The sequence below is a fragment of the Exiguobacterium sp. 8H genome, from assembly GCF_902506255.1.
In the GTDB taxonomy this organism is placed as follows: Bacteria; Bacillota; Bacilli; order Exiguobacteriales; family Exiguobacteriaceae; genus Exiguobacterium; species Exiguobacterium profundum.
Window position 1 is genome coordinate 1 of the sequence record NZ_LR733441.1, and the last position, 3,850, is coordinate 3,850.

At 58.8% G+C, this 3,850-nt stretch carries 6 protein-coding genes; all 6 read left to right on the forward strand.

Annotated elements, in window-relative coordinates; genetic code table 11:
• Positions 1 to 344 (forward strand): hypothetical protein (locus GVY43_RS15355; RefSeq protein ID WP_159563726.1); only part of this gene is annotated, 344 nt, incomplete at its 5' end.
• A gap of 526 nt (positions 345 to 870) precedes the next feature.
• On the forward strand, positions 871 to 1,215 hold the full coding sequence (locus GVY43_RS15360; protein WP_159563736.1) for a hypothetical protein: 345 nt from the start codon (positions 871 to 873) through the stop codon (positions 1,213 to 1,215).
• A 3-nt stretch (positions 1,216 to 1,218) separates the two neighbouring features.
• Positions 1,219 to 1,536: a hypothetical protein gene (locus tag GVY43_RS15365; protein WP_159563724.1), complete on the forward strand. Its 318-nt coding sequence runs from the start codon at positions 1,219 to 1,221 to the stop codon at positions 1,534 to 1,536.
• A gap of 1 nt (position 1,537) precedes the next feature.
• On the forward strand, positions 1,538 to 2,950 hold the full coding sequence (gene mobP2, locus GVY43_RS15370; RefSeq protein WP_159563737.1) for a MobP2 family relaxase: 1,413 nt from the start codon (positions 1,538 to 1,540) through the stop codon (positions 2,948 to 2,950).
• A 21-nt stretch (positions 2,951 to 2,971) separates the two neighbouring features.
• Positions 2,972 to 3,280 (forward strand): hypothetical protein, encoded by a 309-nt coding sequence (locus GVY43_RS15375; RefSeq protein WP_159563738.1) that lies wholly within the window; start codon positions 2,972 to 2,974, stop codon positions 3,278 to 3,280.
• A 16-nt stretch (positions 3,281 to 3,296) separates the two neighbouring features.
• The gene (locus GVY43_RS15380; protein ID WP_159563739.1) at positions 3,297 to 3,812 is read left to right on the forward strand and encodes a hypothetical protein; all 516 of its coding nucleotides are present in this window, start codon (positions 3,297 to 3,299) and stop codon (positions 3,810 to 3,812) included.
• The last annotated feature ends 38 nt before the right edge of the window (positions 3,813 to 3,850 follow it).

The window sequence follows — 3,850 nt, forward strand, 5'->3', positions numbered from 1 at the left end:
GACTGTTCACGTCGGACGGCGTCGTGAAACGTGTCGACGCGCTCGACGCGGACGCGGACGCGTTCCGGGAACGGACGCACGACCGCCTCGTGGCGGAGCTCGAATGGCGTGTCGAATCGTACGAGGAGGCGATCGTGAACCTCCTCTATGAGAACGAAGAACTCGTGAAACGGAACGCCCAGCTCGATGCCCAACGGGCGAACAAGTCGGACGAGGAACTGCGCGAGATCGACAGCAAGATCACACAGAACACGACGCGGATGACGACGAACGAACTCCAGATCGAGGAGCACGAGGAGGCACGCGACGTGACGCGTGAACGTCTCGAATCGCTCGCGAACTGAACGCCCGATCGACAAAAAAACGACCATCTCCGTCGCCGAAACATGACAAAAACGGATCGTACATCGCGCGATTCGCGACATGAAATCGACAGATTGGCACTCAAGTAGCTTGTGTGCCAATCGCGTCATTGGGAACAGGAAAACAGGAGAGTCGCCGACCGAAAAACGGCGAGTGGATGACAGGCAACCTGTAAACCCGGAAGGGGACAAAGAGGGGAAGAATCAGTAAACGGCTGTAAACAGGCCTCGAAAAACAGGGGGACAAGAGGGGGAAATTGAGCGTTTTTTTGATATCGTCCTGAAATCGCGGTACTACCGCGATTTGGGCGTAATTTGATACACATTTGATATCAAATTACAGTTATGCTCTAGTCACCCTCTCCCTTGCATCCAAATGGCTGGTGTACAAGCTGTCCATCCTGTCATCCAAAAGGTGATTTGATGAACAACAATCGTCTTCCTGAAAACGGGCGAACGTGATCCGGGAGACCGAGAAAACGAATGGATTTGGAGGAGGAACGAGATGATGGAAACGAAAAAATCAACGGGCGGACGTGTGCGACCACCGAAGCGGTCGACAGAGAAGATGGATGTACTGGTACGTGGGTTGAGCAAACCGGCCGTCGAGTTGTTGGACACGCGAGCGGAACAGGTCGGATGGAGCCGGAACGAATTGATGGTGTACATCCTCGAGGCCTATGCGGACGGTGATATCCGTCAGCGATCGGTCGACTGGCAGGTCGTTCGTTCGGTCGAGTTCCTGAACCTGGCGGACCGGATCGAGGGCGTCGAGGACGTCCTCGTCGAGGTCGCCCGACGACTCGACGAGCGTCTGCCCGTCACCCGAAAACGTGACCGGGAGGAGGGGTGACCGATGCACAAGACGACGACATCCGAACTGTATGCCTACCGCCCACGTGCGATCCGCGCAGTCGTCTTCCGGCTCGAACCGGAGGCACAGATCGAGCTCGAACGCATCTGTGAGCGATACGGCTGTGACTCGGAACAGGAGGCGCTCCACGTCATGGCGATCCAGTCGGCGGCCTTCGCGCGGCTCCGCCTCGAAGGCAACGGCGACCGGTCGCGCATCCGACTGTTCCACGAACTGAGACGCTCGATCGACGCCAAGATCAGACGCTGGAAACAGGAATGGATGACGCGGAAGATGACGACCCGAAAGGACGTGCGCTGACATGTCCGGCACGCCCGGTATCGTCCTGAAGTGTCAGTATGACAGACCGACGAAGACGCGCGAGATCGGGTCCGTCGCCTCCTACTATGCATACATGAACCGATTCGACGAGATGGAACTCACCGACACGGAGGATCGCATCGACCCCACCATCGAACGGTATACGACCTATATGGAAGACGAACAGAAGACGCGCTCGCTCGGCGTCTTCACGGGCGAACGGGACACAATCAGCGAGACGGAACGGGCAGACCTGATCGCCCGGTTCGACGACTCGATCGAACGCGACGGCCATCTCCTGAAGGACGTCGTCTCGTTCGACAACCGGTGGCTCGAAGAACAGAAGTTGTACGACGCGAGGACCGACCGGCTCGACGAGGGGCGCCTGCGTGACGCCGTCCGTGACATGATGGACGGCATGGGCAAGAAGATGGGACGGGACGACCTCCTGTGGGTCGGGTCGATTCATCGCAACACCGACAACATCCACGTGCACATCGCGACCGTCGGCGAGCGGGAGCCGTTGACCGAACAGGAGGCGTTCCGCAAGGACGCCGTCCGCGACACGATGAAGAGCCGTCTGTTGTCCGGGCTGACGGACCGGGATGCGGAACTCGAACGCCTCCGGGCGTTGACCCGGGACCGGATCGTCGAGCCGTTGCGTGACGAACGGCTGGCGTGGTCCGACCCGACGCTCGACCGACATCTCGCCGAGATCCGGCGACGTCTCCCGGCACAGAAGAAGGAACAGAACTACAAGAAGATCAAGGAACATCATCCCGAACTGCGGGAGCTGATCGACCGGGCGAGCACGCACTACCTCGAGACGCACAAGGCGACCGAATGGGCCGACCTCAAGGAGAGCTTGGAGCGCGAACAGCGCGTCCACGTCCGTGCCTATGGGGGCTCGCCACGCTTCGAGCGACAGTACGCCGACAACCGGCGGGCCGACCTGTACCAGCGACTCGGGAACACGCTCCTCACTCAGGCGAAGGCGAGACCCGATGTGACCGAAGACCTCGCCCTCCCGACCATGGGACGGGAAAAGGGGGAGCCGTCAGCGGGCAACCGTGACGCGTCGAAGGAACAACCGAAGGGGAAATCGACACCCGACACGCGAGAGGAACGCCGAGGCCGAACCGGCAAGTCAGCGGTCCCGTCCGTCCCCCGGAAGGACAAGAGACGGGGGACGAACGGGAAGCCGGGGCGTGGCGCCCCGGTAAAACCAGAGACCCCCCGCCGTCAGTCGATCACGGCCCTCGCGCCGGCGGCGCGGGTCCTCCCGATCTCCGACGGGCGACTGCTCGACCAGCTCGACCGCACCGTGCGCGAGGAGGAGCGTCGTCATGAACAGGAATACCGCCAGCTCCGTGCCCGGGCGATGGCACGGGAACGTGACGAACTAGACCGATGAGAAAAGAGGAGGCGATAGGATATGGCACGGATTGGTATAAAAGTCAGCCCGGAGACGCACGAACGTCTGGATGAGTTACGGATCGAACAGGGCTTCTCATCTTTTGAAATGACCATCTCGTTTTTGTATCGACAGTTGAAAGCACAACAGGAAATCGACGACCTGCGAGTCCGACAGATCGAGACCCTACAGAAACAGAACGCCGAGCTCCATCGGGCGTTCCTGAACCAAGAAGACATGATGAAGCACCTGAAGAAACTGATCGGGTCGGTGGAATCCATCGACGGGAAAATGGAAACATGGATGCTTATGACCAGACCAAAACGATGAGAAATGAGGGAATGAGATGACACGAATCAGTATGAAAGTCAGCCCTGAAACACACGACCGCCTGAATGATCTGAGAATGGAACATCACTTCTCGTCCTTTGACGAGACGATCAACTATATCCATGAAGAACTACAGGAACACCAATATACGGTGACACGACAGAACCAGGAAATCTTGATGCTCCGTCAGAAGACGCGAGAGCTCGAAGTGATCCTGAAAGCGCAGCGTTCGCTTGAAAACGCCCAGGCGGTCTACGGGAAGATGTTTGACGGCTTCCTCGGGATCATGGAGCTGTTCGTGGAAGAATTGAGAGAACATGTCGTCCCGGACGACAAGAAAGGGGCATTCGTGAACCCGTTCAGTATGGAAGAAGAGGAGTGCCGACGGGTCTATGAATACCTTGCGCCGACGCTACGACAGGTCGCGACCGACCTTCGTCAGAAAGAACTCGAAGCCAAACAGATGGACGCGGCCTATCGGAAGGGCAGACGGCACGTCGAGGCACCCGGAGGAGAGGGGGCGACACAGTGAAGGTCATGCGCTGGCTGATCGCGCTCGTCCTGTTGGCC